This window comes from Commensalibacter sp. B14384M2, from assembly GCF_016101865.1.
GTDB classification, from domain to species: domain Bacteria; phylum Pseudomonadota; class Alphaproteobacteria; order Acetobacterales; family Acetobacteraceae; genus Commensalibacter; species Commensalibacter melissae.
Genome location: NZ_JACFPS010000001.1, coordinates 490,611 through 517,078 on the forward strand (window position 1 = coordinate 490,611; position 26,468 = coordinate 517,078).

General features: G+C 38.1%; 19 protein-coding genes. 10 read left to right on the forward strand and 9 right to left on the reverse strand.

Translation table 11 applies throughout. The features are described from left to right. Positions 1–102 precede the first annotated feature (102 nt). Positions 103–2,070, forward strand: coding sequence for a tetratricopeptide repeat protein (locus H3R33_RS02350; protein WP_122123772.1), 1,968 nt, complete (start codon positions 103–105; stop codon positions 2,068–2,070). A gap of 42 nt (positions 2,071–2,112) precedes the next feature. Next, positions 2,113–3,567: a xylulokinase gene (gene xylB, locus H3R33_RS02355; RefSeq protein ID WP_198185187.1), complete on the forward strand. Its 1,455-nt coding sequence runs from the start codon at positions 2,113–2,115 to the stop codon at positions 3,565–3,567. A 69-nt stretch (positions 3,568–3,636) separates the two neighbouring features. Here the strand turns inward: xylB and H3R33_RS02360 are convergent, their stop codons facing one another. Both H3R33_RS02360 and H3R33_RS02365 read right to left on the reverse strand, forming a co-directional pair. After that, on the reverse strand, positions 3,637–5,001 hold the full coding sequence (locus tag H3R33_RS02360) for an AarF/ABC1/UbiB kinase family protein (protein WP_198185188.1): 1,365 nt from the start codon (positions 4,999–5,001) through the stop codon (positions 3,637–3,639). Next, positions 5,002–6,825 (reverse strand): M3 family oligoendopeptidase, encoded by a 1,824-nt coding sequence (locus H3R33_RS02365; protein ID WP_198185189.1) that lies wholly within the window; start codon positions 6,823–6,825, stop codon positions 5,002–5,004. A 209-nt stretch (positions 6,826–7,034) separates the two neighbouring features. Here H3R33_RS02365 and uvrB point away from each other — a divergent pair, with 209 nt between their 5' ends. The 4 genes from uvrB to gshB are packed head-to-tail and all read left to right on the forward strand — an operon-like array spanning position 7,035 to position 11,618. Then, entirely contained in the window at positions 7,035–9,224 is a 2,190-nt protein-coding gene (uvrB, locus tag H3R33_RS02370) for an excinuclease ABC subunit UvrB (protein ID WP_283949375.1), read from the forward strand. 13 nt (positions 9,225–9,237) lie between these two features. Continuing rightward, on the forward strand, positions 9,238–10,125 hold the full coding sequence (locus H3R33_RS02375; protein ID WP_110438228.1) for an aldose 1-epimerase: 888 nt from the start codon (positions 9,238–9,240) through the stop codon (positions 10,123–10,125). 29 nt (positions 10,126–10,154) lie between these two features. Beyond that, positions 10,155–10,640, forward strand: coding sequence for a transcription elongation factor GreB (gene greB / locus H3R33_RS02380; RefSeq protein WP_110438227.1), 486 nt, complete (start codon positions 10,155–10,157; stop codon positions 10,638–10,640). Positions 10,641–10,655: 15 nt separating this feature from the next. Further along, positions 10,656–11,618, forward strand: a complete 963-nt coding sequence (gene gshB / locus H3R33_RS02385) for a glutathione synthase (RefSeq protein ID WP_198185190.1) — start codon at positions 10,656–10,658, stop codon at positions 11,616–11,618. Between the two features lie 7 nt (positions 11,619–11,625). On the opposite strand, the gene H3R33_RS02390 is transcribed toward gshB, so the two are convergent. After that, a complete protein-coding gene (locus H3R33_RS02390; RefSeq protein ID WP_155565638.1) occupies positions 11,626–11,814 on the reverse strand; it encodes a hypothetical protein in 189 nt (62 codons plus the stop codon). A 205-nt stretch (positions 11,815–12,019) separates the two neighbouring features. Between H3R33_RS02390 and H3R33_RS02395 the strand changes: the two genes are divergently transcribed. From H3R33_RS02395 to H3R33_RS02405, 3 genes are read left to right on the forward strand one after another with little or no spacing between them, the layout of a single operon-like run. After that, positions 12,020–12,694: a class I SAM-dependent methyltransferase gene (locus H3R33_RS02395; protein ID WP_370552699.1), complete on the forward strand. Its 675-nt coding sequence runs from the start codon at positions 12,020–12,022 to the stop codon at positions 12,692–12,694. 38 nt (positions 12,695–12,732) lie between these two features. Then, complete coding sequence (locus H3R33_RS02400; RefSeq protein WP_198185192.1) at positions 12,733–14,064, forward strand: cbb3-type cytochrome c oxidase subunit I; 1,332 nt, start codon at positions 12,733–12,735, stop codon at positions 14,062–14,064. Beyond that, positions 14,061–15,026 carry a heme o synthase gene (locus tag H3R33_RS02405; RefSeq protein ID WP_155565948.1) on the forward strand — a complete coding sequence of 322 codons (966 nt, stop codon included), beginning with the start codon at positions 14,061–14,063 and terminating at the stop codon, positions 15,024–15,026. Before H3R33_RS02400 ends, H3R33_RS02405 begins: the two co-directional genes overlap by 4 nt. 150 nt (positions 15,027–15,176) lie before the next feature. Here H3R33_RS02405 and H3R33_RS02410 read toward each other — a convergent pair whose 3' ends face one another. From H3R33_RS02410 to H3R33_RS02430, 5 genes are read right to left on the reverse strand one after another with little or no spacing between them, the layout of a single operon-like run. Then, on the reverse strand, positions 15,177–16,247 hold the full coding sequence (locus H3R33_RS02410; RefSeq protein ID WP_232342189.1) for a TIM44-like domain-containing protein: 1,071 nt from the start codon (positions 16,245–16,247) through the stop codon (positions 15,177–15,179). Positions 16,248–16,277: 30 nt separating this feature from the next. Then, a complete protein-coding gene (locus tag H3R33_RS02415; RefSeq protein WP_198185193.1) occupies positions 16,278–17,615 on the reverse strand; it encodes a TldD/PmbA family protein in 1,338 nt (445 codons plus the stop codon). Next, positions 17,612–18,877: a pitrilysin family protein gene (locus tag H3R33_RS02420; RefSeq protein WP_198185194.1), complete on the reverse strand. Its 1,266-nt coding sequence runs from the start codon at positions 18,875–18,877 to the stop codon at positions 17,612–17,614. Before H3R33_RS02420 ends, H3R33_RS02415 begins: the two co-directional genes overlap by 4 nt. Before the next feature lie 13 nt (positions 18,878–18,890). Continuing rightward, the gene (gene thrC, locus H3R33_RS02425; RefSeq protein WP_198185195.1) at positions 18,891–20,291 is read right to left on the reverse strand and encodes a threonine synthase; all 1,401 of its coding nucleotides are present in this window, start codon (positions 20,289–20,291) and stop codon (positions 18,891–18,893) included. 24 nt (positions 20,292–20,315) lie between these two features. Next, positions 20,316–21,455, reverse strand: coding sequence for an L-dopachrome tautomerase-related protein (locus tag H3R33_RS02430; protein WP_122123758.1), 1,140 nt, complete (start codon positions 21,453–21,455; stop codon positions 20,316–20,318). Positions 21,456–21,651: 196 nt separating this feature from the next. On the opposite strand from H3R33_RS02430, the gene H3R33_RS02435 reads away from it, so the two are divergent. Next, on the forward strand, positions 21,652–23,535 hold the full coding sequence (locus tag H3R33_RS02435; protein WP_198185196.1) for a lipopolysaccharide assembly protein LapB: 1,884 nt from the start codon (positions 21,652–21,654) through the stop codon (positions 23,533–23,535). On the opposite strand, the gene H3R33_RS02440 is transcribed toward H3R33_RS02435, so the two are convergent. Further along, a complete protein-coding gene (locus tag H3R33_RS02440) occupies positions 23,525–26,452 on the reverse strand; it encodes a [protein-PII] uridylyltransferase (protein WP_198185197.1) in 2,928 nt (975 codons plus the stop codon). The genes H3R33_RS02435 and H3R33_RS02440 overlap by 11 nt on opposite strands. Positions 26,453–26,468: the final 16 nt, after the last annotated feature.

Here is a 26,468-nt window from a genome sequence, read left to right on the forward strand (position 1 = left end):
GAATCCGAGCCTTTAATAAATTGATTTGTTAAGTTTATTTTATCGATTAAATTCTTTATAATTCAGCCTTAATTCATTTTCTTTTTTGTTATTGTTGGGTTTATGTCCAGATCTAAGATTGCCTTTATCGGTAAAAGTGCAGCAGTAATTTGCATAATTTTTGTGTTTTTGTGCATCTGTTTCTATAAAACGATTCGTCAGGGATTTATTGAGGCACAATTTAATCGTGCAAATCTTTATATGCAGGGTGAGGGTACGTCTCAGAACTATAAAAAAGCACGTGAATATTTTGAGCAATCAGCTGAGGCGGGAAATGTCGAGGCTCAATATATGCTGGGTGTGATGTATGAATATGGCGAAAATACCGAGCAGAATTATCAAAAAGCTATTCAGTTATATCGCAAGGCAGCCCGTCACGGATATGTAAAGGCCCAATATGTACTTGGCAATATGTACAAGAATGGCAAGGGGGTAAAAAAAGATCTTTCACGTGCAATTCGCTGGTATCAAACCGCTGCAGACAAGGGGGAGACAAATGCGCAGTATCAATTGGGTATCATTTATCTTGAGGGAAATGATAGAAATGTAACTAAAGGTATAGAACTGATCAAAAAATCTGCCGATCAGGGAAATATTCATGCCTTGTATTTTCTTGGAAATCTTTATCTGGAAGGGAAATATATTACAAAAAGTCCGAAATTGGCTCAACGATGTTTTGAACAGGCCGCCTATAAAGGTTATGCTGACGCCCAATATAAACTTGGCAATATGTATGAAAACGGGACTGGGGTTGATAAAGAATATTCCAAGGCTCTTTATTGGTATGAAAAAGCCTCGAAAAAGAATGTGACAGCTCAATACAATCTCGCAATGATGTATATGGTGGGTAAAGGGGTTAATCCAAATTCGCAATTGGCATTATCTTTATTGCAGCAGGCTGCTGAAAAAGGATATTCGGAAGCACAATATAAATTGGCGATTTTGTATGAAGAGGGAAAAATTGTTTCCCAGGATTATTCCAAGGCACTGAACTGGTTCAACATGGCGGTCAATTCCGGAAATAATGACGCAATTTATGCCTTGGGGGAATTATATCTGGAAGGAAGAGGGGTTAACAAGGATTTTCAGAAAGCCTTTGACCTTTTTAAAAAAGCGGCACAGGCAGGAGATAGTAAGGCACAATTTCAATTGGCCACTATGTATGAAAAAGGCAGCGGAATTCCGAAAGACCCGTCAGCAGCTGTTGATTGGTATAAAAAATCTGCAATACAGGGGAACGCTCAGGCGCAATTCTATCTGGGTAAATTATATGAACAGGGATTTTTCATAGAAAAAAATTATGATCAGGCCAAATTCTGGTTTGAAAAGGCTGAAGCGCAAAATAATATTCATGCGATCTATACTCTAGGTTTGATGTATGAAACAGGTCAAGGGGTGAAAAGGGATATCAATAAGGCCATTCAATACTATCAAAAGGGTGCAAATCAGGGAGATGCACAAACCCAGTTTGTGTTGGCAGAATTATATAAAAATAATGATCAGATTGACAAGAACTACTCCAAGGCCATTTATTGGTTTAAGGAGGCGGCTGAACAAGGAAAAGTAAAGGCTTATTATAATCTGGGTCAACTTTATGAAAATGGATTGGGGGTTCAAAAAGATGACAGTCAGGCTTTCCAATATTATATGCAAGGCACTGCGGCAGGAGATCTAGATTCCCAATTCATTCTTGCCAAGATGTATTATAAGGGGGTTGGTACAAAAAAAGACGTATCTGAGGCAATTAAACTATTTGATATCTTGGCTAGTAATGGAAATTCCGAAGCGGCCCGTCTGTTGGGACAGATATATCTGACTGGACAGGATGTTAAGAAGGATATTGGCAAGGCAGAATATTATTTGCAAAATTCTGTTAAGGAAGGGAATGCCCAGGCAATGTATAATCTTGGAATGGCTTTTCTGTCTGGCAAGGATTTTCCAAAGAATAAGGGAAAGGCTAAAAAACTTTTGAATGAAAGTTGCAATAAGGGATTTTCAAATTCCTGCGTCACGCTTGGAACAGTCAAATAAGTGATATTATTTTTGTATTATATTTCATTATAAAGGATGGTTATGTATATCGGGATTGACCTTGGAACATCAGGTATTAAAGGTATTTTATTGAATGATAACCATCAGATTGTCGCCAGCCATACTGAAAAACTGAAAGTTTATCGTCCCCATCCCCTTTGGTCAGAACAAAATCCAATTGATTGGTGGGAGGCGACAGACAAGGTTTTTTTGTCACTATCGAGTCAATATTCCTTGAAAGATGTAAAAGCGATAGGGTTGACGGGTCAAATGCATGGGGCAGTTTTGCTGGATAAAAATGGTAAAATATTGCGACCTGCTATTTTATGGAATGATGGGCGTAGTTATCGGGAGTGTAATGAAATTGAGGAGAATGTACAAAATTCAAGAGAGATAACAGGCAATATACTGATGCCTGGTTTTACCGCACCCAAGATAGCTTGGGTTCGCAAACATGAGCCGGAAGTATATCAACAAATTGATAAAGTCTTATTACCCAAGGATTATCTTCGCTGGTTGATAACGGGAATTTATGCATCTGATATGTCTGATGCATCTGGAACTATGTGGCTTGATGTCAAAAATCGTCAATGGAATGATGATTTATTAAAGGCATGTGGGTTGACGCGAAAAAATATGCCTCAATTGTTTGAAGGCAATCAGGCAACCGGAACGGTTAAACCTGAATTAGCGCAACGATGGGGAATGACTTCAAAAGCTTCGGTTATTGCCGGTGGTGGTGATAATGCCGTTGGAGCAATTGGGGTTGGTATCTGGCGAAAAGGTCAGGCTATGCTTTCTTTGGGAACATCCGGGGTATATTTTGTAGCAAGTGATGGGTTTTTGAATAATTGTAAACAGGCTGTTCACAGTTTCTGTCATGCATTGCCGAACACCTGGCATCTAATGTCTGTTATGCTGAGTGCTGCTTCCTGTTTGGATTGGGCTGCTCGGATTATGGGAATTCAGACAGTGCCTAAATTGTTGGAAATGGCAGGACAGGCCTCTTCAATTCCATCATCCGTTATTTTTCTTCCCTATCTTTCGGGTGAGCGAACGCCTCATAATAATCCCCAGGCAAATGGAATGTTGTTTGGCTTAACCCATCAACATGATCGGAAGGATATAGCCAAGGCAGTAATAGAGGGGGTAAGTTTTGGATTGGCGGAGGGTATGGAAGTTTTACATGCCACGGGTTTAAGGCCAGACCATATCAGTTTGATTGGCGGAGGGGCAAGAAGCTCTTTTTGGCGTCAATTGCTGGCTGATATTACAGGAGAAACGTTGCAATATCGTGAAGGTGGAGATGTGGGGCCAGCATTGGGTGCCGCAAGATTGGCAATGTTGAATTGTCATCCAAATGTAGTATTTGGAGATTTATTGCCAGAACCTTCCATACAGGCAACCTATGTTCCCAATCAATCTGTCAGTGCGCAATATCAAGAAAAATATCAAAAATTCAAAAAATTATATCATGCAGTTAAAGGTTTGTATTAAATCTTTTAACTGCCTGATATCTACAGTGATCTAGCAAATTTTCCATACTAAATCACTGTAGCCGTTATTCTATTCCAAAGGGGGAGGAACACGGGCCAATTCTATTGCCTTTTCCTGTTCCTGATCTAGTTTGTCAACATCAAAATCTGCAATGATTTCCTGAAATAATTGATGCCAGTTTAATTTTGCATTTAATCTTGTAAATAAACTTCCAAGTCCTATCGCAGAACGATCAACCAGAACAAATTCTCGTGGTGGTGTCACTCCCCCAGCCTGTTGAAGCCCTTTATGTACTTTATTGGCCAATTTACGTCCCAAATCCGGATCTGTATCATCTTGTATATAACGGTCTTTATCCTGGGTAAGGGGGGCATAGAGAAAACTTGCCCATTCATTTAGAACAGTCATTGTCTCTTTGGAAATGTTTTTAAATCCCCATGAGGTGTAGGCCTGATAGGCTAATTCCTCATTGTTAGTTTCTACGGCACGGCAAAGATCAATAACACCCTTGACAAATTTACCCTGAAAAATTCGTATCGAACCGAAATCAAGAAGACACAGTTGATTTTGATGATTGATAAGAAAATTTCCCATATGCGGGTCACCATGAATGACACCATATTGATAAAAAGGAATATACCAGGCTTTAAAGAGTGCGCAGGCAATATTGTTCCTATGAGCCTGATCTAATTCAGGTGTGATCAGGGATCTTAGATTCTTTCCCTCTATCCAATCCATGGTTATAAGACGTTCAGTGGAAAGATTTTCAATTACATTTGGTATAACTGTTGTGTCATTATTTTTGAGCATATAGGAGAAAAGTCTTAAATTGGCCGCTTCTCTTTTATAATCCAGTTCTTCCTGTAAACGTGTAACAAGTTCTTTGTAAACCTCATCCTGTTTAATTGCATTGTCCAATCGATGGTATAAAGCAATTAATAGACGAAGTTGCTTGAGGTCTGATTCAACAGTGCTAATCATGTCGGGATATTGTAATTTACAGGCAACTTCCCTTCCATCGTGCAATTTTGCCTTGTGGACTTGACCAAGACTGGCTGCGGCGACAGCTTCATGTGAAAATTCGTCAAAAGCGGTTTCCCAGTTCGGACCCAATTCTCCCCTCATGCGACGACGGACGAAAGACCATCCCATCGGAGGGGCATTTGATTGTAATTGCGCCAATTCATCGGCATATTCATCAGGCAGGATATTGGGAATGGTACTGATTAATTGCGCCACCTTCATCATGGGGCCTTTGAGATTCCCAAGAATGTTTTTCAACTCTTCTGCATGGGAAGCTTTGTTAATCGGTATTCCCATTTTTTCACCAGCCAACCGTGCGGCAATTCCCCCCACCGCCCGGGTAGAATTGACCATACGTTTCATTCCACTGAATAAACTGGTTTTATCAAGATTATCGTTATTATGCACCATCTAAATTTGTTCCAGTTCATCTATGAAATCATTGATTACATTCAATCCTTTTTGCCAAAAGGCTGGATCAGAGGCATCCAATCCAAAAGGCGCCAAAAGTTCTTTATGACTTTTTGTTCCACCCGCCTTCAGCATTTCAATATAAAGGTCCTGGAAGTCGGGAAACCCTTCCTGATAGACATTATAGAGTGCATTAACCAAACAATCACCAAACGCATAGGCATAAACATAAAAAGGTGTATGGATGAAATGCGGTATATATGTCCAATATGTATTATAGTCTGGTGTAAATTCAAAAGCTGGGCCAAGGCTTTTTTGTTGCGTTTCAAGCCAGAGCTGACCAATTTGTTCAGGTAAAAGCTCGTTCTTACGTCTGGCTTCGTGAACCTTGCGTTCAAATTGATAAAATGCAATTTGTCTTACTACTGTGTTTAACATATCCTCAACCTTACGGCTTAAGAGAATATGACGATGTCTGGGATCTGTTTGGTTTTTTAAAAGGCTCTGGAAAGTCAGCATTTCTCCGAATACACTGGCTGTTTCAGCAAGGGTCAGCGGTGTATCAGATAGAATATATCCCTGTTTTGCAGCAAGAATCTGGTGAATTCCGTGCCCCAGCTCATGGGCCAATGTCATGACATCTCGGCTGCGACCATGGTAATTAAGAAGAATATAGGGATGAACCGATGGAACAGTGGGATGGGCAAAGGCACCAGAGGATTTCCCAGTACGAAGTGTGGCATCAATCCATGGACTATGTAAAAACTGATCAATCATTTTGCCCAGCCGAGGATCAAATTCATGATACGCTTGATAAACGATTGTCTTCGCGTCTCTCCAGGGTATAAGTTGATCATGATCTTCCGGTAAGGGAGCATTACGATCCCAATGATGTAATTTGTCCACATCCAGCCATTTTGCTTTTAATAGATAGTAGCGGTGTGACAGATTTTGATAATTATTGGTAACAGCGGTAACCAGCGCATCAACGACACTGTCTTCAATCTGGTTATCACAATTTCGTTGTGAGTCTGGACGGGAAAAACCACGCCATTGGTCAGAGATTTGCTTATCCTTTGCCAACGTATTTGTAATAATCGAGAAAAGTCTCAGATTTTTCGAAAATACCGAACTCAATCCCTGGGCTGCATCTTTTCTTTTTTTTGCTTGTGAAGATGATAATTTATTCAAAGCCTCACCTAAAGGGACGGTTTTATCTTTTAAGGGGATTTCCAGTGTCGCCAATGTTTCGTCATATAATCTTGACCATGCATTGGCTCCCGTAACTGCTTTTTCATGGAAAAGCTTTTCGATTTCATTACTTAACTGATAAGGGCGCAATATACGGATTTTATCAAGAAACGGTTTCCACTGCAGTAATTCGTTGTCCTGCATTTTATTCTTGATATTCTCCTCGCTAAGCTGGTTCAATTCCAGAGTAAAGAAAAGAAACTGCGTGCTTAATCCAGTTATTTTTTCATGGATATCCTGATAAAATTTGGTATTTTGAAGATTGGTTGAATCAGTTGCGAAAATCAGTTGAGCATAAGATCCAATCCTTCCCAATATTTCGTTGATTATTTCATAACTTTTAAGAGCCTGGTTTAATTCCTGACTTGATGTCTGGGATAAATTTCCCTTCCATTTTTCAGAAAATTGTGTGATGAGGGTTTGAGCTTTTTGCAAATCATTCTTTAATTCTTGACAATCGGGTGATGGGTACAAATCTGTCAGGTCCCAAGAAGGAAGTTGATCCGATTTTTTCTTTTCGGATTTTATTGTATCATGATTCGGTTGATTGGTGTGACAAGATGAATTAGACATTGTATCTCTGTTTGATTTAAATGAATGATTTTTTATATAAATGGATTTTATCGAATATTTCAGGCAATGAAAACAGACATTTGTTTTTTTGATCTATGAACTGGGATTGTTCATTTTAGTAGACCATTTATTATGCTATATAATATAGCAAATACAAAGTCTTAATCTTAAATCAAATATAGAAATCATAACAAAATCAGATAATTTCCATGAAAAAACCAAAAAGAAGCGGAACTGTCATTTTTCATCCAGAAAAGATTCCGGCAAAGCCGAAAATGAACAGGTTGGAAATTGTATCGCAATTTCAGCCCTCAGGAGATCAGCCAAACGCCATCAAACAACTTACTGATGGAATTGAGGCTGGAGATCGTGACCAGGTCTTATTGGGTGTAACAGGTTCAGGCAAAACTTTTACCATGGCCAAGGTTATTGAGGCCGTGCAAAAACCAACCTTGATTTTAGCACCCAATAAAACGCTTGCAGCGCAGCTTTATGGAGAAATGAAAGAATTTTTTCCAAATAATGCGGTTGAATATTTTGTCAGTTATTATGATTATTATCAACCGGAAGCCTATGTGCCTCGATCTGACACTTATATAGAAAAAGATAGTCAGATCAATGAACAGATTGACCGTATGCGACATGCGGCCACACAGGCTTTACTAGAACGTAATGATGTTATTATAGTTGGCTCTGTTTCCTGTATTTACGGTATTGGATCTCCAGAAACCTATTCTCATATGGTTGTGCGGGTTGAGGAAGGCGGAGTGGTAAATCGTGAGGATTTGCTAAAAGCTTTGGTAGAACAGCAATATCGTAGAAATGATATGGCCTTTCAGCGGGGAACGTTTCGTGTAAGAGGCGAAACAATAGATATTTTTCCCGTTCAAAACGCTGATCGTGCCTGGAGAATTCAGCTCTTTGGGGATGAAGTTGAATCAATTAACGAATTTGATCCTTTGACCGGGGTTAATACAGCAAACTTAAAGTCGATAACTATTTATGCCAATAGTCATTTTGTTACGCCAAGACCAACCTTGAATCAGGCAATTAAAAATATCAAGGTTGAGTTGAAGGAAAGAATTGATCAATTTGTAGCTGAAGGCAAATTGTTGGAGGCCGAACGTATTCAACAGCGTACAACTTTTGATCTTGAAATGATCGAAACAACAGGATTGTGTAAGGGTATTGAGAATTATTCCCGTTATCTTTCAGGACGCAATCCCGGTGAACCTCCACCTACTCTTTTTGAATATCTGCCAGAAGATGCCTTGCTTATCGTGGATGAAAGTCATGTAAGTGTACCTCAGATAGGAGGAATGGAACGGGGGGATTATGCACGTAAAAAAACGCTTTCGGATTTTGGTTTTCGACTCCCTTCTTGTATGGACAATAGGCCACTTAATTTTGCGGAATGGGATTGTTATCGTCCCCAGAGCATTTTTGTCAGTGCGACACCAGGTCCCTGGGAGTTAGAGAAAACAGGAGGCGTGTTTATTGAACAGGTCATACGTCCAACCGGTTTGACTGATCCTGTTACTGATATAAGACCAATTGAATTGCAAGTGGATGATTTATTATCCGAGGCAAATAAGGTCATCAAGAAGGGTGGGCGTGTTCTTGTTACAACTCTAACCAAAAAATGGGCTGAAAAATTAACTGATTATATGAGTGAAGCTGGTATAAAGGTTCGTTATCTTCATTCAGATATCGATACTTTGGAGCGTATAGAGATTATAAGGGATTTGCGTTTGGGTGTGATAGATGTTCTGGTAGGGATTAATCTTCTAAGGGAGGGTCTGGATATACCAGAGTGTCAATTGGTGGCCATTCTTGATGCTGACAAAGAAGGATTTTTAAGGTCAAGAACCTCTTTGATACAGACGATTGGACGGGCAGCAAGAAATGTTGATGGGCGTGTTTTATTATATGCGGATAAAATTACGGACAGTTTAAAATATGCGATCGAAGAAACTGCAAGACGTCGTGAAAAACAGACACAATGGAATGAAGATCATAATATTACGCCAGCAACGGTAAAAAAGAAAATTGGAGAGATCATTGCTTCTGTTTATGAACAGGATTATGTAACGGTTTCCCCAACAGAATTTTCTGATATTCATTCTCTGGTAGGGAAGGACCTGAAAGGAACCATAGCAGAATTGGAAAAGGAAATGCGTAACGCTGCCACCAATCTTGAGTTTGAAGAGGCTGCTCGTATACGAGATGAAATAAAGAGATTGGAAGATTTAGATATGGGATTAATTTCTGATATTGAACCGACAATCCGTACCAGAGAAGAGGGGAGAATCCTAAAAAGCAATTTTAAACCAAGACCTCTTGGACCTGGTGGGGGAGGCTATGGTCCATCGAGGCGTCAAAGATCAAAGAAACATTAAATAGGGATGCGGGATGCTGGAAATTAAGGCGGGAAATAATAGAATTGGCATATATCCTTCTTTGGGTGGAGCCATAGCATATTGGTTGAGAAAAGATTTATTGATTTTTTATCCAGTCGAGCGTTCGCCCTTGACGAGACATTCTGACCAGATTATTGCAGCCTATCCAATGTTGCCTTATTCTAATCGTATTGCAAACGGTAAATTTAAATTCAATAACAGTGTTTATCAATTAACCCCCAATGCGTCGAACGGAAAGGATTCCATTCATGGTAATGCATGGCAAAGGTCTTGGGATCTTGAATCCTTTACGGAAAATAGTGTTGTTTTAACTTTGAATTATAATCCGGATAAGGGATCTCAAAAGGAATGGCCCTATGCATATTTTGCCAGGTTGAGATATTGTGTTTATGAAAGTGGATTGTTTATACAAATGTCATGTAAAAATACTGATATTTGCAAACAACCCATCGGGATGGGCTTTCATCCCTATTTGCCAAGAAGAAATCTTGTTGAAATCGGTTTTTCGGCACCGTCTGTATGGAACAATGGTCCGGATGGATTGCCAGAGGGTCGCATGTTGAACGAAGATCAATGGAACTTTGATCAAATGCGTATTTTGAAACAAGACGATTTTCTGGATAATTGTTATGTGAACTGGGATCGCGAAGCGTTTATCCGCTGGAAATATAGTAATAGTTTCTTAACGGTTTCTGCCAGCGTTATTTTTCGGCATTTTGTTGTATATACCCCACCAGACCAATCTTTTTTTACTATGGAACCGGCAACTAACATGAATAATGCAATCAATATGCCAGAAATTTCGGATCGCGGCTTGTTTATCTTAAAACCGGGGCAAATTTTAAAAGGCAGGATATTCTATTCCTTTATGGGAATATAGAAATTATTTTAAAATTTAGGTTTGTTTATATGTCTTTACCTTATATCACCCCTTGGGGTTATACACGTTTGAAAAAGGAATTATTGCAACTATTGCATGAAGAGCGTCCAAAAATAGTGGAGATTGTTTCATGGGCAGCCGGTAATGGAGATCGATCTGAAAATGGAGATTATCTTTATGGAAAAAAAAGATTGCGTGAGATTGATCGTCGGGTTCGATTTTTATCCAAACGGTTAGAGAACGCACAAATTGTAAACCCCATTGATCAACAGGGAAAAGATCGGGTTTTTTTTGGTGCTACAGTGCGCTATTTAACCGAGGATGATTGTGAGCATAGGGTTACTATTGTTGGAACAGATGAAGCAATCACGGAAAAAGGGCAAATAAGTCTAGTATCCCCTGTAGCTAGGGCATTAATGCGTGCTAGAGTAGGGGATGAAATAAGGTTGCAAACCCCTGTTGGTGAAAAATACCTTGAAATTTTAGAAATCACTTATGATGCAGAGTCAGAATAGAATGGATATTTAAAAATGTTAAAAATCGCGGTACAAATGGATCCTTTGGAAAAGATAAATATTCATGGAGATTCAACATTTGCATTGATGATCGAGGCACAGGCTCGTGGTTATTCACTTTTTGTTTATTCTGTAAATAGCTTAAGTTTGTTCAATAATGAAAAAAGTAAGTATGTAACAGCACGAGGTCGAAAAGTTAATATTCAAAAGGTTATAGGTGATCATGTAAAATTTGGAGAAGTGGAAACCGTGAATCTGGCAGATTTTGACGTGCTGTTGATGCGCCAGGATCCACCTTTTGATATGGGATATATTACTGCCACACATATTCTGGAACGTATTCATGGTGTGGGCAAGGACAAGGTATTTGTTGTAAATAATCCAAAATCCGTTCGAAATTCACCGGAAAAATTAATGGCTACATTTTGGCCTGAATTAATGCCTCCCACGCTTGTTTCTCGTGATGTCGAAACAATTCGGATGTTTAGGGAGGAATACAAAGATATTGTTGTTAAACCGTTGTTCGGGAATGGGGGTGTAGGCGTTTTCCGCATTCAGGATGAGGATGAGAATTTTAATGCATTGTTAGAAATGCAGTTTTCAATATCCAATGAACCCCTGATGGTGCAACGTTATGAGCCTTCCGTTAAAAGGGGAGACAAAAGGATCATTTTAGTTGATGGGGAACCTATCGGTGCAATCAATCGAGTTCCGCAAAAAGGAGATATGCGATCCAATATGCATGTTGGGGGAGTGGCGGAGAAAACTCAATTAACTGAACGGGATCTTTATATTTGCTCTAAAATAGGTAAAACCCTGAAAGAGCAGGGGTTGATTTTTGTTGGGATAGATGTATTGGGGGATTACCTTACTGAAATTAATGTCACCTCACCAACAGGGTTACAAGAGCTGGACCGTTTTAATCAAATGAATTCTGCCGCTTGTATCTGGAATAATATTGAATACTATCTAAAATGAAAAAGAATTAAAGATTATTTTTTTTGTCATCACTGGATTGATCAGAATTCGATTTTGAAGGCATTGGCGGTATGGGATCATCCTTGCCAAATTTATTATCAAACCACTCGTATATTTCACGATGTTTTAGGTAAGTAAAATTATAGCTCCATAGTATGATTGATCCAATCGCGAGGATCCATACCACAATTGTCATTAACATTTTAACGCTTAAGTCCTAATTATAATTTTATTTAATTTGTTAACAAAATGGAGTATAGACATAATTCGGGAAACAATAAAGAGTGTTCGATGAATTTTGATTATCCAAAGAAAAATTATAAAAAATAATACTTTAATTTTAAGGTAAATAAAAAAAATTTCTATTTTTATGAAATTGGATTATAAGGTGTTATTTTTGTATTATTTTGTTATTTCACCAAATTTGGAGCAATAGCGTGTCTCCTTTACCTCATACTGCCTTAAATGCAGATGCAGTTAAGCTTGCCTATCGTCGCTGGGCTAAGGTTTATGATACTGTTTTTGGTACAGTTTCTTCATTTGGCCGACGATGTGCCGTTGAAAAGGTTAATTCTTTACCGGGAAAAAAAATATTAGAGGTGGGTGTCGGAACTGGCCTGGCTTTACCTTCTTATCATAATGATAAAAGAGTGACGGGTATTGACCTTTCAACCGATATGCTGGAAAAGGCCAAACAGCGTGTGAAAAAAGAAAAAATCAATAATGTTGATGCATTGTTGGAAATGGATGCTGAGGCAACGACTTTTGAAACGGATTCTTTTGACATTGCGGTCGGCATGTTTGTTGCCTCGGTTGTGCCTCATCCAGACCGATTGTTTAAGGAATTACAACGTGTAGTGAAGCCTGGTGGGCATATTCTTTTTGTGAATCATTTTATAGCTCAAAAAGGACTCCGGTCATATGTTGAACGAATTATGGCTCCTGCATCCAAGGCATTGGGTTGGCATCCCGATTTTGCCATTCAGTCCTTGTTACCACCAGAAGTGTTAAAAAGGGCTGAAGTAAATTCGGTTCCGCCTTTAGGATTATTTACTTTGGTTAGTTTTGAAAGATAGATATACTCTAAAAAAAGTATATTTGTGGAAAATTATTAATGAAAATCAATTATAAAGTAGGAATGAGTGCCATTATTTTGGCTATCTTGGCAGGATTAAGTGGAGGGATCACCGCTTTATATTACCAACTGAATGAATTTTTACCTTTATTATTTCAAATTCATGACCAAACTGCTGCTATTAATATTTTCCAGACTCATGCCAGAATGATGGTTTTTTTTGTCTTACAGCCAGCATTAATGGTAGCCTTCGGTTCATGGTTCTTTCCTGTTTTAATTGGAAGTAGAAATTTTGCGTTTCCATTAATCAATATCCTTTCAATCATTTTATTATGGACAGGATTTTTCTTTAATTTTTTTTCCTTTTTTAATTCAGAAACTGGATTGATGAGCTTGATAAGCTTGGTATTTTGGTCAATTGGTTCGGTTTTATTTTCAATTAATGTCCTTGTTACTTTTATTAATAATCGTGGGCAGGATATTAAATATTACTCAATTCCCCTATTTGCCTGGATGCATGTTATAAGTGCGAGTTTTTTATTGGGAGTGGGATCAATATTATTGGGGATATTAACACGAGATTATTTAAATTATAATATGCAGTTGGATTGGGCGATTTCACAAACTGTAAAAAATTTCGTTTTTCCCATGGTTGTAGTTTTAATCTTGCCATCTTTTGGTATCTTATTTCATATTTTTCAGACAATATCAGAAAAGAAAATCAAATCGGATAAAATTTTATTAATTGGCATTACAACAGCATTCTCTCTTCTATTATTTTTATTTTGGAATAAATCCATATTTACAGAAGTCTACTTTCAGACAGATTCATTTGCGAACATCGAAACTATATTTGCTATTGGTTTATATGGATTGATATGGGTTTTAAGTATTTTTGCATTGAAATTGTTTAAAACAGGCTTAAAAAACATATCAACGCCTATGTTATGGTCGTTGGGTTGCTTGTTCCTTTTACTTTTTGCTTGGCCATATAAAGGATTAATTCAAGGAATAAATCAGATTCATTCAACTCTAACTTATGCAATTATATTATCAATTTTTGCAGGGTTTTATTTTTGGATGGGTAAAATTTTTGGAAAACAATATTCAGAATCATTGGGAATTTCACATTTTGTGATTACAATGATTGGAATTGTTCTGACATTGAAAATAATCCCATTAGGTAGAAACACAGTTTTTTGGGGTGACATATTTATGGGACTATCCATATTTGTTTTTCAGGGTGTGATTATCAATGCCATATTTTATAACGTGGTTAAACCTGTAGCCAATTATTGGGGTAAAGGTGCAATCACGAATGAATGGAAATTGCCTTCTCCCATGTTTACTGCAAACAAGCAAAACAGATGAGTAAAATTCAGATTGAGAATAATGCAGTCAACCAGCGTATACGCTTCGACCCATTAATTGTTGGAAGCAATGTCAGGGATTGGTTCCTTCTGTTAAAACCGAGGGTTATTTCTTTGGTTGTTTTTACAGGAATTGTCGGCATTATTTTGGCACCTGGATATGCAAACCCTTTTATTTCTTTGATAAGTATTATTTGTATTTGTCTTGCGTCAGGAGGTGCTGGTGCCATTAACATGTGGTACGATCAGGATATTGATCGTGTTATGAACAGGACTATAACCCGTCCTTTGCCCTCGGGGAGGGTTCAATCTTCAGATGCTTTGATTTATGGGGTAACTGTATCCATTATCTCTGTCATCCTTATGTTTCTGGCTACAAATTTTTTTGCAAGTTTTATACTGGCGTTTTCAATATTTTATTATAGTGTGATTTATACAGTTTGGTTAAAAAGATCAACCCCGCAAAATATTGTTATTGGTGGGGCAGCGGGTGCTTTTCCTCCCTTGATAGGTTGGATAAGTGTAACTGGACAGATCCAATTATTCCCAATAATACTGTTTTTGATTGTTTTTTTCTGGACACCTCCCCATTTTTGGTCTTTATCCCTATATGCTTGCAAGGATTATGGACGGGCTGGTATTCCCATGCTTCCAGTTGTAAAAGGGGCCAGACATACACGGTGGCAGATTTTCATATATACTATTTTGTTGGCCATTGTCAGTTTATTGCCTGTGTATTTTCATTTCACGCATAGCGTCTATATGGTGGCAGCGTTGATATTGAATGTCGGATTTATGTTTATGGCCATTTGTGTTTTACTTGAAAAACAGGATCATTCAGGAAAAAGTTTAAGAAGTGATAAAGCGGCAAGATGGTCTTTTCGTTTTTCTTTGATTTATCTCTTCTTTCTATTTTTAGCCTTGATTATAGATCATTATATTTATGATTTATGGGGTGTCTAATATCAATCATGATATATTTTGAAAAAAAAATATCCCTTGAAGAAAGGCAGGAAAAAAAACGCCGTAACATTCAAAGGAATAAAATTTTATTTTATGCATTTTTGGGATTAAGTGGAATTTTATATATTATCACCTTAATCAAAGTTTAAATTATTTCTGTTGTTGGATGGCAGACAATAACCACCAATTATGATCAACCGATCGTACGAAAGTCCAAAGTTCTGTTACAGTTACAGGCTGATTTGGATTACCTTCTACAACGTTTCCGTTATTGTCGGTCGTTATATCGATTAGCGAATAACGCATAGCCACTGTAGCATATTCACGTGTACCTTCTGTCCAAACTTCGGAAAGATCCCCTTGTTCAAATTGTACATTTGAAGTGCTGTTATGCAGACCTTTACTAGCCAAATCGGTAAGTTGCTCATTGAAATAAGACACCATCTCGGGAGTGGCAATTTTTTGCATACTTCCTAAATCCTGATGATTCCAGGCTTCCTGTATTTCGATGAGTCGTTGTTGAAAAACAGTATAATCGTTTTGATTAAGTTGTATATTTGATTCCTTGATATATTCCTTAATCGGATTTATTGAATTATTGTTTCCTTGTTCTTTATTAATGGCAGAATTTTTGCGAAAATAACGGATACCAAACCATACCAGAAGCCCAAGAACTATAATCCATACAAGAGATCCTGATGAATTATGCTTTTTGGGTGTCTGTTGAGACATTGGTGTCGGATGTGATTGCATTGTATTGGGATCTGACGGATTCATGTTCTGATCAGTATTTTGATTGGCATTAGCAGCGGGAGTTTGGGCGTTGGTTTGATGATGACCCATCAACATATCATAGGCAGCTGCTCCGGCAACTCCTCCGGCAATTCCTTTAAGAAAATTTCCTCTTTGCGGAGCTGTTGCGTTATTGGGGGATATCTGTCGCGTAGTTGGAGCTGACGGTGCTACAGGGCGCGCATTAAAACCTGAATTATTAGTTGCTGGAGGTCTCGTCATGGTACGTTGAAAAGATTGTCCTCCATTAGGTGTTATTCTAGTATAGGAAGGTGAGCTGAAGGTTCTGCTTCCCCTGCTACCCATGGAAAACCCTCGTCCTGCTCTTGCTTCAGCTTGATGAGAGGAAGAAATGAGGAGCGGGGGGCTAATCAAAGCAGCACTTAATAAAAATAACAGTGTACGGCTGTGTAAGGTCGCACGTTTCATTTTATTGATCCATCTCTTAAGGTTATGAAATTATTGTCCAGCAATACTGATTTCATCAATCCGTAGAGTTGGACTATTGGTAGTATATCTGAAATCAAGATCGTTTGCGACGTGAAGTTTTGAAAACATGTCCATTAGATTGCCGGCAAGTGTGAATTCCATAATTGGTTCAGCAATTTTTCCATTTCTGATCATGAACCCACTGGCACCACGACTATAGTCACCTGTGACAATATTGACCGATGAACCTAATAGTTCTGTTATGTAAATACCTTCTGCAATATCTTTCATCAATTCTTCGGGGGTTTGTTCGCCAGGCTGAATATACAGATTGGTTGTCGTTGGTGTGGGTGGAGATGATGGACCTCTGGTTGCGTGACCGTTGCTTTGCAGACCGAGTTGTTTTGCTGTACGATTGTCTAACAACCAATTGGCTATTTTACCAGAATCAACCAGTTTCAATTCTTCAGGAAACAATCCTTCAGCATCAAAAGGACGAGATGCCAACCCTCTTATTTTGTATGGATTATCAATAATGGTTATATTTTCGGGAAAAACAAACTGTCCCATTTTCTCTTTCAAAAAAGAAGTTCCTTTTGCAATTGCATGACCATTTAATGCACTTGCCAGATGAGAAACAATGCTGTTGGCAACCCGAGGATGAAAAACGACAGATAATATACCTGTTTTGGGTTTGGAAGGATTTAATTTGGCCAACGTTTTACGGGCGGCATTTTCACCGATGATTTTGGGGGACTGTAAATCCTGAAGATGAACAGAGGAATGAAAGTCATAATCTCTTTGCATTTCTGTACCGGTTCCTGCCAGAACACAAACAGCCAGCGAATGAGAGGTACGTTGATAAGATCCCAAAAAACCCTTACTGTTTGCCAGGGTCATAGCTGTCTTGCCATAACTGCAGCTTCCTCCCATACTATTTGTTATTCCTTTTATGGTTATTGCGGCAGTTTCCACGGCTTTGGCTTGCTCAATCATCTGTTTGGTTGATTGTTCTGTAGGGTCATACAGATCTAGCTTTTGCGGTTCAATATAATTTTTTTCTGAGGGTGCGGGCAATTCGGCATAGGGATCCTCTGGCAATATTTTTGCCATTGAAATAGCATGCTCTACCAGCTTTTCCATATTCTGTTGTTGCAAATCAGTTGTTGAGACTGTTGAAACGCGTTTGTTAACTAAAACTCTTAATCCAACTGTTTTTGATTCGGAACGTTCAAGCTCTTCCACCTGACCATTTCTGACCTGCACACCAACGGATGTAGATTCAAGATAGATTGCATCCGCATCGGTCGCCCCTGCCTTTTTAGCCTTTAAAATCAGGTTTTTGATAAAATCTTTATGATCTGTCATTGTGCAAGACTTTCGGTAATACTTGATAGAAATGGAACGTTTTCAATGGGACCCAGCGCTGTTAGCGTGGGAACACGGGTAAAAATGTGTTTTGCAACTTGGCATATGTCATCAAGGGTGACAGCATCAATGCGTTTGGAAATTTCCTGGGGGGAAATGATCCGGCCATAAATCTGTAAATGACGTGCAAGTTGTTCACAACGGCTGTTAGTGCTTTCCATTGACATTAACAGGGAAGACTTTAATTGAGCCTTGGTGCGTTGTAATTCCTCGGGCTTGATGTATTTTTGAATTTTTTTCAATTCTTGTACAAGAACAGGCATTAATTCCTTGACCTGTTCTTTACCAGTACCTGTATAAATACTGAATATTCCATCATCCTGATGGGTAAGGTTATAAGCGTAGATTGTGTAAACAAGCCCTCTTTTTTCTCGTATTTCCTGAAAAAGACGAGAGGACATTCCGCCACCGAGAATAATAGATAAAAGAATGGAGGCATAATAACATGGATGTTTGAATGTAAATGATGGAAAGCCCAGAATAATATGTGCCTGATCCAAGTGTTTTAATTTTCTGAATTCCCCACCTTTATATAGGGCTGCAACAGGAGAGACTGATTTTTTTTTTGGTAAGTCTTTGAAATATTTGTTTACATACGCAACAATTTTATTGTGTTCAATATTACCAGCTGCAGAGAAAATAATATTTTCCGCATTATAATGTGAATTCATATAGTGTTGCAGATGTTCTTTTTGCAAAGATCTGATAATACTGCTTGTCCCAAGAGTGGGACGTCCCATTGGTTGATCGGGATAAGCGGTTTCCTGGAAATAATCGAAAATGATTTCATCAGGTGTATCATTAACTTGACCGATTTCCTGAAGAATAACACTTCTTTCTTTTTCAAATTCTTCCGCATCAAAAATACTATGGGTCAAGATATCGCCCAGAATATCTGTTCCAAGTTCCACATCATCCTTTAAAAGTTTAAGATAATAGGCTGTAAGTTCGCGGGCGGTAAAGGCATTGATGTGTCCACCAACATTTTCAACCGTTTCCGCAATAACGGATGCAGAGCGCGAGTGTGTACCCTTGAAAGCCATATGTTCCAGAAAATGGGATATTCCATTTTCTTCAGCCTTTTCATATCTTGTCCCGACTGAAACATAAGCTCCCATGGAAACGGTTTCTACATGTTTCATCTGTTCAGTCACGACCAACATGCCGGAAGGAAGACGTGTGATATTTATGGCTTGATTCATAATTATCCTAAAATTAAAAATTATTTTGATAGGCTACAGTGCGGACTGAATTTTCAATCGCTTGTAAATCTGCAGGAAGAATTTGATAGTTTTCTTTTCTTTCATATAAATCCGCCATTGCAAGTGGCAGTGGAGGAAGAATTCCTGTTGCCTGTTTAATCGCATCAGGGAATTTGGCCGGATGAGCTGTTGCAACAGCTACCATAGGGACATCTTTTTCAAGATATTTTTGTGCGGTTATTATTCCGATTGCAGTATGTGGGTCTGCAAGATACAGTGAATCTTTGAAAATTTTTGTAATGGCTTTTTTCGTTTCTTCATTATTCAGTGACATTCCCTTAAAATTCTGAGTCGCTTTTGTCCAGGATTGTTCAGGAATATTCATTTTTCCATCCTTGCGGAAATTTTGCATGATTTGACAGCATTGCGCTGCATCACGATCAAGCAATTCAAAAAGCAACCGTTCAAAATTCGAAGAAATCTGGATATCCATTGAGGGAGATAAACTCGGTTTTACCTCTTGTATACTCATGTCATTATTTAATAAAAAGCGTGTTAGGATATCATTATGATTGGAGGCGACTCCTAAAAATCTAATGGGAAGCCCCATTTTCTTTGCCGTCCATGCGGCAAGTATATTGCCGAAATTTCCTGTTGGGACAGTAAAGGAAACCTCACGGTCAGGAGCGCCTAAACATAGTGCCGCATAAATATAATAGGGAATTTGTGCGGCGATACGCCCCCAATTAATGGAATTTATGGCAGATAAATGCATTTCTTTACGGAATGGCATGTCCGCAAACATGGACTTGACTAAATCCTGGCAATCATCAAAGGAACCTTTAATGGCAATATTATTGATATTGGGTGAAAGGACGGTTGTCATTTGACGACGCTGAACTTCTGAAGTGCGTCCATAGGGATGTAAAATAGTGACTGTAAGATATTTACTGTCCTTAAAAGCCTCTATTGCGGCAGAGCCTGTATCGCCTGACGTTGCACCTACAATTGTGATATGCTCCTCTCGTTGGCTGAGAACATAATCAAACAGGCGTCCCAAAAGCTGCATCGCCATATCTTTAAAAGCCAGGGTGGGACCATGAAAAAGTTCCTGAACAAAAAGGTTGTGTTCAAGCTGAACCAAGGGGACAATTGCTTTATGGTTAAAGCTTGCGTAGGATTGTTTGCATAAATCCAAAAGGATGGGAGCAGGTATATCATCCCCTGTAAATAAACCAATAATTTTTGCGGCAAGTTCTGAATAATCAAGCTTTCTCAATTCCCTAAGATCATTATGGGAAAGGTGTGGCCAGGTTTCAGGAATATATAAGCCTCCATCTTCTGCAAGACCCGTAAGGAGCGTATGAGAAAAATTTAAAATTGGGGCTTGTCCCCGTGTGGATATGTAACGCATGGTAACCTGTTTTTTAGATAGAGTTTATTTTAAGGGTGGAAGGTCAATTTTGTAAATCGTCAAAGGCCATTTAATCGTTGAATGATTATTATGATCCAGTGCCGAATGATGGATAAACTGATTTACAGGAGTATATAGGGTTTTATCCTGTAGAACAAAAGGATGAGCGGGCCATTGTAGGCGGGGATCCGTAACAATTTTATTTAAAATGCGTCCCTGGGTAAAACGATAGATACTGTTTGTGGATATGTCAGTAAAATAAAGATTGCCTTCATTATCACATGTGATCCCACCTGAAGAGGGAGTTTCAAGCCATAAAATCATCGCTTCATTTAATTCGGATTCCGAATATGTAGGATCATTGAGATACATGGTGTCGATACGATAAAGTGGTCCACTGACAGCCTGATAATAAAGTCTTTTTCCGTCGGGGGTGATTGCGATTTGGTTAACATTGAAAAAAGAATTCTGATCGCTACTTGGACGTATAAGATTATGATTGACGATAATGGGTTGTCGAGAATATAGGCTGGATGAATTGCTTAAGACACGTCTGGCTTGATTATTGTTTAAATCCATAATAATCAAGGCGGGAGCACCTTTATCTGCAAAATAAGCATGATGGTCGTGGACAGCCAACGCATTAAAAACCGATTTAGGCAAAATGACAGAGGAAGGAATGGGATAGGTATCAACAACCTTATTGGTTTTAATATCTATCTTAATTATTTTAATGCCTTTTTTATTTGGCTTGTTCCCGAATTTATCGATACCATTATCAATGATCCATAGATAACCATCAGGTGTTAAGGTCATTCCAGACAATCCAACAAATGCGTTTGAGGGATCAAGGTTGGATGTCTTGTTCCAGTCATTCCATTGACCTCCCGGATATGGAGTAACTGAGTTATCAGCGTTTATAGTTGCCAGAGAAGGGCCTGAATCTCTATTGTAATTGAAAAATTGAACAAAAATTCTTTTTTCTGTATCAACCGCAATATAATTTGGAATATATTGATTAACAGTTGCAACGCTTTGTAACGCATTGGATGGTAATAGAGAGGGTTGATCTAATTTTTGCTTTGCCATACCCTTGTCAAAAGAGACGAACACAACCATCAGGATCATGGACAGGGCAATGAAACAATATTTTAAAATGCTCATGATGAATATTCTATTACCAGTTAATTTTTGTTTATTTATAAGTTAAAATCAAAGATTATGATAGAGACTAACCTTATTTAATACTGTTATTCTCATAATAGAATAAAAAAAATGTATAACGCACGAAATTTTAAACCAAAAAATTTGTATTGATTAATTTTTGACCATTCTTCTGTTTATAAAGTGACATTTGTTTATGACAAATTATAAGCTGTTGATAAAATTGGGTATGGATTACATATCCGAGGGAAAATTTCAAGAAGCGGATCAAGCTTTCTTTGAAATTTTAGAAAGCAATCCTGATGAACCAGATGCATTATATGGGCGCTCACTTGTTTTTTATATGGCCAAAAGGTTTGATCTATCCATAGGTTTCGCAGGTAGGGCCGTCCAATTTTCTTCCAAACCTGAATATTATGTAATTCTTGGGAAAGCGTTGCATTGTCAGGGTCATTTAAATGAGGCTAAATCAGCGCTAAAAAGTGCAATTATTTTACAACCATCCGATGATCGGGCATTAAACGCCATAGCAAGAGTTTATAATGATTTAGATGATTATACACGTGCCGAACAGGCATTTAAGCAGGCGGTTGAATTACAACAGAAGACATTCAATTATTGGAATGATTTGATCGATTTTTATTGGGATCGGCATTTTTATGAAACAGCTTTGTCGGTTGCACAGGAATCTGTCAGGAATAATCCAGGAGAAATAGATTTTCTATTCAAACTTGCATTGGTTTTGCAGGCGTTAAATTTGTTGGATGAAGCTGTTATTGTTTATAAGAAAATTATTCATTTAAAACATGATGATTACGGTGCCTATGCTAATTTAGGGGGGATATTATTTCAATTAAATCAAATTGATGAAGCCAAACATTATTTGGAAAAAGCATTTGATAAGCAGAATGACAATTCAGAATGTCAGGTTAATTTGTCCCTTGTTTATATGGCAGAGGGATCATTGCTGAAATCTCTAAAGTTACTGAAGAAGGTTTATGACAAATTTCCGGCAGATCTGAAAATAGGCTTGAATTTAGGTACGTTATTTTTTGAATTAGGAATGATTGACGAGGCTGAAAAATTGTATATTAGATTGTTTCATGATGATGATTTACATTTTTTGTCAGAGGAAGATCAGAACAGAATAAAATATAATTTGTCATCGATATTATTGGCTAAGTGTCAATTTAAAAAAGGCTGGAGACTTATGGAATCTCGTCATCCTCTACTTGAAATTGCTCCAGAATATTCTGATATACCTTTTTGGGATGGGAAAGTGCTAAAAGGCACATTGCTGATAAGATCAGAACAGGGATTGGGGGATATTCTTCAGTTTATCCGGTATCTACCATATTTAGATAAAAACCTTTCTATAATTTTGGAAGTTCCTTTACCAGTATATCGATTGGTTGGATTGGTTATTGTTCAACAAGAATTAAATAATATTTGTAAAGTTATTGTAAAAGGGGAGGAAATTAATCAGCCAATTGATTTCCAGGCAAGATTAATGAGTTTGCCCTATTTGTTAGATATCAATTTCATTCCAATTATGCCTACAGTTATTCTTGATAAAACAAATGAAATAGTTTTGCATGAAAACAAATTTCATGTTGGAATTTGTTGGGCAGGTAGTCCGGATTATCGATTTGACCGAATAAGGTCTATATCTTTTAAATTATTATCAACGTTATTTTCAATTCAACATGTGATTTTTCAATCTTTACAAATGAATTTTTCTCAGAAATTACTTGATAAATATAAAATATTGACTTTACCACAGGGTGATTTACTTGATACAGCCATAATTATGCAGAAAATGGACTTGATCATAACAGTTGATACTGTAATAGCGCATCTTGCCGGTATTTTAGGTAAAGAGACCTGGCTTTTAAACCGTTATGGTGGGGACTGGCGATGGTACAATCAAAGTCCCGATATACCAAAAAAAAATTTGTGGTATCCAACTTTGACATTATTTAAACAAGAAAAAGCGAGGAATGGGGAAGAGAGCTGGCAAGCTGTCATTGATAAGGTAAAACTTGCATTGGAAAAAAAAGTAAGTAAATTTATAAATTGATATTCTCTGACTGAGGTTGATGTTGTGTTACCTTAGATTTTTCAGATTGTTGACCAGTAATTTTTTCTTCAGCTTGGTATAGTTTTTGAAGAATAGCGTCTCTTATGAGAGACAATTTGGTTTTATCTTGAATTTTTAGACCAAACGCGTCTTTAACATAGAAAACATCCACGGCTCTAATACCATAAGTTGTAATATGGGCGGAACTTATCTGTAGATTTTGTTCCTTAATAGTCTTTGTCACATCATAAAGTAAACCAATCCGGTCACGTCCATTGATTTCAATGACGGTAAAACTGTTAGAAGCTTGATTATCTATAACTACACGGGGAGGGACATGAATTGCCCGCATACGTCTTCCATATAACAGGTGATGGGAATAATTATATATGCATTGTTCTATGTCTGTTTTCTGTTCGAGAGTTGAATGTATTAATTCCTCAACTCTTTTCAGACGGTGGGGTTCATCAAAAACATCTTTGGAGGCGTTTTGTATCCAGAATGTATCAAGAATCATGCCATTTGTGAGGGTGTGAATTCGTGCATCCACAATGGATGCCCCAGCAATCGATAGGGCACCTGCGATTTTTGAAAATAAACCGGAGTGATCCTGTGTATAGATGGTGACTTCTGTGACACCACGGTCATGAATGGGATGGGTATGGACCGTTAGGGGAGAGCTTGCTTGATTCGCTTTTGTAATTATTTCCGCGTGGCGCAAATATGTGTCTTGATCAAAAGATAGCCAATAACTGGCATATCCCAGCTTGATAAAATCATCAATTTCCCATGAATTGAATTCTTTGCTATTCAACAGGTTGGTGATACTATCTTTACTCTGGTGGACTCGGGTATCTTGTTCAGCAGTTGCAAGACTTCCTTCTAAAACCTCGGATATTCGATTGTAAAGTTCGACTAAAAGGGTGGCTTTCCATGCATTCCAAACTTTATCGTTAACGGCACGAATATCAGAAACGGTTAGTAAAAATAATAAACGAAGACGTTCTGGAGATTGAATGGTATCAACCAGATCCAAAATTGTTTTTGGATCATCGATATCGCGTTGAAATGCAGTACTGCTTAAAAGCAGGTGATGAAGGATAAGCCAGGAAACGGTATCTGATTCATCGGCTGACATATGCAATCTTGCACAAATATTAACCGCCATTTGAGAACCAAGTTCAGAATGATCTGAACCTTTGCCTTTGCCTGAATCATGAAGAAGGGTGGCAAGATATAATGCCCGTCGTGACTGTAATCCCTGAATGAGTTTGTAGGCAAAATGCAAATCCTCGGGATAATATCCTGCTTCGAGTAGCGCCAAAAGTTTGACAGCTTCAATACTATGTTGATCAACGGTAAATACATGATAGGTATCAAATTGCATCTGTCCCACCATATGACGCCATTCAGGAATGAACTGACCCAATACACCTGTTGTATTAAGGATTTGCAGCCAATGAAAATTATATTGTTCGTCCGAGACTGGGTCAAACGGAACAGCTATCTGACGTTCATTTTTATTCTGGCTTAGACGTTTATAGCGTGCCTTTGAAGTAAGTACTTTCGGTATATCGCATAACAGATCAAGGAAAATATGGGAAGCCTCTTTGTCCCCACGTAATAGGTTGGTCTGTCGTTCCGCTCTGATCATTTGATGAATTGCCAGAGGATGAATGGCACGTTTTTGGGTCTGGGCAATCTTAAGCATCCGCATCATGTAAATGGGCTGATTGTCAAATGAAATTTTTGGCGTTGGAAAAAGCTGGTTTTCTAAAAGGGCAAAACCGGTATGTTCAAGAAATTTATTGTTTTGGTAATCGGTTATTTTGAGCCGTTGGGCATGAAGATATAAAGCCGCCTCGATAACATAGGTTAAACGCGTTATTTCGCGGGCCGTAAGAAAATAATGTCGCATAAATCGTTCAACACCGACTTGTTGTCCATGTCGTGTGTATCCCATCCTCCCCCCAATGATGGGCTGCATATCAAAAGTCAATCGGTCTTCAGCTCGTCCTGCGATATAGTGCAACTGAAAACGAACCGTCCATAAAAAATTATGCGCTCTCCTTAAACGTCGAACCTCTTGTTCATTCAGTACATTCAAGGATCCAATATATGGATTGATGAAGATATTGTCCTGCTGATTTAACCCGAGGATATAGCGGCATTCCCAATGAATTGTCTGTAAGTCTCTTAGTCCTCCCAAACCTTCTTTGATATTAGGTTCAACTAGATACGGAGTTTCTCCAAATTTTTTGTACCTGTTTTTTTTCTCTTTACGCTTTTCCTGAATATAACGAACATCACCCACGGTTTCATGGGTCCTTTTGAATTCAATACTAAATTGGTTGAAAAGTTTCTGATCTCCGCTTACAAAACGTGAATCAAGTAAAGTGGTCAAAATGGTTATGTCTTTTTGTGCTGTTGAAAGACATTCCGAAATGGAACGTGTGGCATGACCAACTTTTAACCCTAAATCCCAAAGAAAATATAAAAATTGTTCAATCGTATTGAGCAGATTGCTTGAGGGACGCTCAGACGTTAAAAAAAGAAGGTCAATATCACTGAACGGGGCAAGGGCCTTTCTTCCATATCCACCTGTCGCGACCAATGCTATGGAATGTGTGGCGATATCTGTGGAGGGTAAGGTTTTATAGATAAAATCAAATATAACGGTAATTAAACCGTCAATATATTCGGCCAATTCCGTGGCGGCTTTCAGTCCTGGAATTTTGGATATCTCAAATTCGGATTGAATTTGTGTCTGGATGCGCCCGAGATGACGTCTGAAAATTTGAAGCAATTCCTCTCTGGATAAATCTGGATTATTATTTAAAATCTTTTGAACGTAATTGCGAAGAGATTCTGTCGCTTTTTCAGGGTTAGAGGAGAAATTAAGTAAAGATTGCTTCAATTTATTTAACCAATTT

Bases quoted from the DNA above. Each gene is read 5' to 3' on its own strand.
- H3R33_RS02390 (WP_155565638.1), bottom strand. From the start codon at position 11,814: ATGACAATTGTGGTATGGATCCTCGCGATTGGATCAATCATACTATGG.
- H3R33_RS02350 (WP_122123772.1), top strand. From the start codon at position 103: ATGTCCAGATCTAAGATTGCCTTTATCGGTAAAAGTGCAGCAGTAATT.
- H3R33_RS02430 (WP_122123758.1), bottom strand. From the start codon at position 21,455: ATGAGCATTTTAAAATATTGTTTCATTGCCCTGTCCATGATCCTGATG.
- H3R33_RS02405 (WP_155565948.1), top strand. From the start codon at position 14,061: ATGAGTAAAATTCAGATTGAGAATAATGCAGTCAACCAGCGTATACGC.
- H3R33_RS02410 (WP_232342189.1), bottom strand. From the start codon at position 16,247: ATGAAACGTGCGACCTTACACAGCCGTACACTGTTATTTTTATTAAGT.
- thrC (WP_198185195.1), bottom strand. From the start codon at position 20,291: ATGCGTTACATATCCACACGGGGACAAGCCCCAATTTTAAATTTTTCT.
- H3R33_RS02360 (WP_198185188.1), bottom strand. From the start codon at position 5,001: ATGGTGCATAATAACGATAATCTTGATAAAACCAGTTTATTCAGTGGA.
- xylB (WP_198185187.1), top strand. From the start codon at position 2,113: ATGTATATCGGGATTGACCTTGGAACATCAGGTATTAAAGGTATTTTA.
- H3R33_RS02435 (WP_198185196.1), top strand. From the start codon at position 21,652: ATGACAAATTATAAGCTGTTGATAAAATTGGGTATGGATTACATATCC.
- uvrB (WP_283949375.1), top strand. From the start codon at position 7,035: ATGAAAAAACCAAAAAGAAGCGGAACTGTCATTTTTCATCCAGAAAAG.
- H3R33_RS02365 (WP_198185189.1), bottom strand. From the start codon at position 6,825: ATGTCTAATTCATCTTGTCACACCAATCAACCGAATCATGATACAATA.
- H3R33_RS02415 (WP_198185193.1), bottom strand. From the start codon at position 17,615: ATGACAGATCATAAAGATTTTATCAAAAACCTGATTTTAAAGGCTAAA.
- H3R33_RS02400 (WP_198185192.1), top strand. From the start codon at position 12,733: ATGAAAATCAATTATAAAGTAGGAATGAGTGCCATTATTTTGGCTATC.
- H3R33_RS02375 (WP_110438228.1), top strand. From the start codon at position 9,238: ATGCTGGAAATTAAGGCGGGAAATAATAGAATTGGCATATATCCTTCT.
- H3R33_RS02420 (WP_198185194.1), bottom strand. From the start codon at position 18,877: ATGAATCAAGCCATAAATATCACACGTCTTCCTTCCGGCATGTTGGTC.
- gshB (WP_198185190.1), top strand. From the start codon at position 10,656: ATGTTAAAAATCGCGGTACAAATGGATCCTTTGGAAAAGATAAATATT.
- greB (WP_110438227.1), top strand. From the start codon at position 10,155: ATGTCTTTACCTTATATCACCCCTTGGGGTTATACACGTTTGAAAAAG.